Annotated in this window: 3 protein-coding genes and 1 pseudogene; 3 read left to right on the top strand and 1 reads right to left on the bottom strand. The window is 59.6% G+C overall.

The window, feature by feature from the left end:
* From NG895_RS01360 to NG895_RS01350, 3 genes and pseudogenes are all read left to right on the top strand, one after another.
* Positions 1–303: pseudogene (locus tag NG895_RS01360) on the top strand (hypothetical protein); the annotation flags it as partial.
* A gap of 338 nt (positions 304–641) precedes the next feature.
* Positions 642–1,325, top strand: coding sequence for a hypothetical protein (locus NG895_RS01355; protein WP_252850645.1), 684 nt, complete (start codon positions 642–644; stop codon positions 1,323–1,325).
* Positions 1,326–1,611: 286 nt separating this feature from the next.
* Positions 1,612–2,526 (top strand): PEP-CTERM sorting domain-containing protein, encoded by a 915-nt coding sequence (locus NG895_RS01350; protein ID WP_252850644.1) that lies wholly within the window; start codon positions 1,612–1,614, stop codon positions 2,524–2,526.
* A 10-nt stretch (positions 2,527–2,536) separates the two neighbouring features.
* Here the strand turns inward: NG895_RS01350 and truB are convergent.
* A partial coding sequence (truB, locus tag NG895_RS01345) for a tRNA pseudouridine(55) synthase TruB (protein ID WP_252850643.1) occupies positions 2,537–3,401 on the bottom strand: 865 nt, incomplete at its 5' end.

Here is a 3,401-nt window from a genome sequence, read left to right as displayed (position 1 = left end):
TGCAAGATGGTTCCCGAATGCAAGACCTGCACCTACAAGGTCTGCAAGATGGTTCCTGAGTGCCGCACTAAGACCGTCTGCTACAACGTCTGCGTTCCGCAGTGCTGCTCGAAGACGGTTACCTGCTACAAGACCGAATGCCGCAAGGTTCCTTACACGGTTACCAAGTGCGTGCCCCGCAAGGTCTGCGAGCAGGTTCCCTGCAAGGTTCTGTGCACCAACCCGGCCTGTGCCGGCCAAGAGCACGCTGCTCCTTGCGACGACTGCGGCACCACCACCGGTGGCTGCGGTTGCGGCAACTGAGCCCAGTAGTGAATCGCTAGTAAACGCCTCGCTTCTGTTGTAGGGAAGAGGGGTTGGTCAAAGCAAACGACAGCGGCCCGAACCCACGTGGTTCGGGCCGCTTTTTTCGTTGCATGGGCCAGTTGTCGGGCAAAGCGGTTCGGTCGCGGCGTCGAGGCGTGTATTCGGAGCGGTCTCATGGAGTCACGTTTTCCATCCAAGCCCACCAGATTCTCTGCCAATATTTGCTCTCCAGATCCGAAAAGCCGGGAGTTACTTCCACCTGGATCGAATGCGGGCTAAACTGACGGGCTGCCGAGGAGCCCGATTTTGCTGCAACTTGAGCAAGGGAGAATTGCATGTCGACGGATACCTACGAAGCTGATACCGAACCCAGGAAGAGTGGTGGGTCAGGTTGCCTGAAAGGGTGCTTGATCGCGTTGGTGATCATTCTGATCCTCGGAGCCCTCACGGCATGGTGGGTTTCAAGCAACTGGCGCGGGTGGGTCAGTTCTGGTGCGGCCGAAGGCATAAATCAGATTATTGACGATTCGGACCTTCCCCCTGCGGAAAAGGAAGAACTGAAAGCCGAGAGCAAACGCGTCACCGACGGCATCGCCGATGGCAGCATCTCCTTGGAGCAGATGGGCCAGATCATGACGGGCATTGTCGAATCGCCGCTGATGCCGATGTTCATGGTCAAGGCGGTCGAGGCGCAGTACGTGGAAAAATCGGGATTGTCGGACGAAGAAAAGTCCGAGGCCCATGTAACGCTCGAACGCTACGCCAGTGGTCTAGTCAGCAAACAGATTCCCCAGGAATCGGTCGACCAGGTCCTGGTCCATATCGCGGACAAGGATGCCAACGGCGAATGGAAGATGCGCGAGCAGGTTTCGGACGAAGACCTGCGGAAGTTCCTGGCAGCCGCCAAAGAGCAAGCTGACGCCGCGAACATCCCCGAGGAGGTCGAACCTATCGATCCCTCCGAGGAACTTCGAAAGGTCATCGACAAGGTGCTGGGGCCCGCGCCGGCGGCGCCGTAAACCCCGCCCCCACCACCGCGGATGTTCGTAGACTGGCGGCCGGTGCATGAGCTAGCAATCCTTGGGCATTGCTCCCGGCTGCGGAGCCAAATTGCACGAAATGCAGCGCAGCGGGGCGTTTCTTGCGATTTTGGCCAATCGCTTGCCAAACCGCGGGGTCACCCGGTAACATTGACACTTGCTCTGGGGAAGAGGAGGCCGTCGGTGCCCCCTACGCAGGTAGGGACGTCAAGTTGCTCCACCATTCTTCGGAGCGTCTTCGAACACACTCAGGCGGGAGCTAATAATGACGAGTAACAGCCGTTGGTCTGCCATTGCAATCGGCATCCTCGCAACGTTCATCTTTCAATCGACCTGCTCGGCCGGCCCGATGAACACGGGCGAGCTGGTCACCATCGACTTCACGACCGACGACAGTGGACGCCCGTTGACCCATGGTCAGGTCATCAGCACGCTGCCGGACGTTCAGCTTAGCGACTCGCTGTTCGAATTTGGCTCCTTTGTATCGATTAGCACCTCCCAAGGAGCGAGCGGCCATTTGGGTGCCGTGATTTTCGATTCCACTCCCGGCGGACCTGGCGAAACTCTAGGCGATCCCGATGTCGACCTGCTCGTCGATATGGGCAACATTCTCACGCTGCAAGATCCCAAGAGTCCCAACAATACCGACACGGGTGCCGGTGCGAACGGCTTGGTCTTCAACAATCCGGACGATGTCCGCCTTCCTGGCGCGGGCAGTATTCTCTTTGAATTTGTCGAGCCTGTTGCCCCCAAGTCGGTCGACATTATCGATGCCGACAAAGGAGTTGGTGGCGAGGTCGTGCTCACCGATATTTTTGGCAACCAGCGGACCTACACCATTCATCCCCATTGGACCTTCGACATCTCGAAAGATGGACCGAATGGCTACGCTACGTTGTTGCTCGACGAACTTGCCGCGCAAGATGCGGAAGGGGCCGGCGAAGATCAGATTCCCGGTAACCTAGACGACTATGCGACGGTCGTCGACCTGGGACTGGACGACCAGAACGTCGAGACCATCGAGTTCCGCTTCCTCGGCCAGGAGCCGGACGGTTGGAGTTCGTTTGGCATCGACAACCTGGTAGTCCAGCGACGCATCCCCGAGCCCAGCACTATGGCTCTGATCTCCCTGGCTGGCTTGGTGGCCATTGCTGCTCGGCGACGGCTGAACCGCAAGTAGGCAAAGTGCTCTAGCCTTTGAATACCATCTTGGGCCCCCACGCGCCGCGGCGTGGTACGAGCACGGCAACGAGTCGCCCCAGGCTGTCCATGGCCGCTACCTCCGCGGCATCGAGATCACGACGATCGATGCTGCGGCCGTGGCGGATGTCCTCCATGTCGCTGTCCGTGAGCGTGATGGTAGGCAGATTGGCAACCGCCCCCGAGGCTGGCTGCAAGAAGGGCTCGACGCCCTGCTCCAGAACTTCTTCGGGCGTGCACGACTGTTCGACGTTAAAGTCGCCGATGTCCGTGCGGATCAACTCACTCATCACGGCACCGGTGCCCAGGGACTCGGCCAGGTCACGTCCCAGCGAGCGAATGTAGGTGCCGCTACCACAACGGATGTCGAGCACCAACTCGGGATGCCCATACCGCATCACCTCAATCGAGTGGACCGTCACCGGCCGCGAACGCAGTTCGACCTCTTGGCCCCGGCGGGCCAGTTCGTAGGCTCTCTGTCCATGCAGCTTGATGGCTGAATACGCCGGGGGGCGCTGTTCGATACAACCGACGAACTTCGGTGCCGCTTGCTGCAGTTCCGCCAGCGTGGGAACTTGTGCGGCCGCCACGGCAGTTAGCTCCGTTTCCGTGTCGTCGCTAGGGCTGGTAACGCCCAACTGGAAAGTGCCCACGTACCGCTTTGGCATCCGCTGCACGTACTCGATGAGCCGCGTCGCCTGGCCCACGCAAACCACCAGCACTCCGGTGGCCAACGGGTCCAGTGTGCCAGCATGTCCCGCCTTCGCTGGCCGAACCAGTCGTTGTACGCGGTTCACCACATCACGCGAAGTCCAACCGGTCGGCTTGTTGATATTCAGGATGCCTATCATCGTT

The organism is Aeoliella straminimaris (assembly GCF_024054565.1).
In the GTDB taxonomy this organism is placed as follows: Bacteria; Planctomycetota; Planctomycetia; order Pirellulales; family Lacipirellulaceae; genus Aeoliella; species Aeoliella straminimaris.
Note: the sequence above shows the minus strand (reverse complement) of the source record. Positions and strands in the feature narration are given on the sequence as shown.

Bases quoted from the DNA above. Each gene is read 5' to 3' on its own strand.
- NG895_RS01350 (WP_252850644.1), top strand. From the start codon at position 1,612: ATGACGAGTAACAGCCGTTGGTCTGCCATTGCAATCGGCATCCTCGCA.
- NG895_RS01355 (WP_252850645.1), top strand. From the start codon at position 642: ATGTCGACGGATACCTACGAAGCTGATACCGAACCCAGGAAGAGTGGT.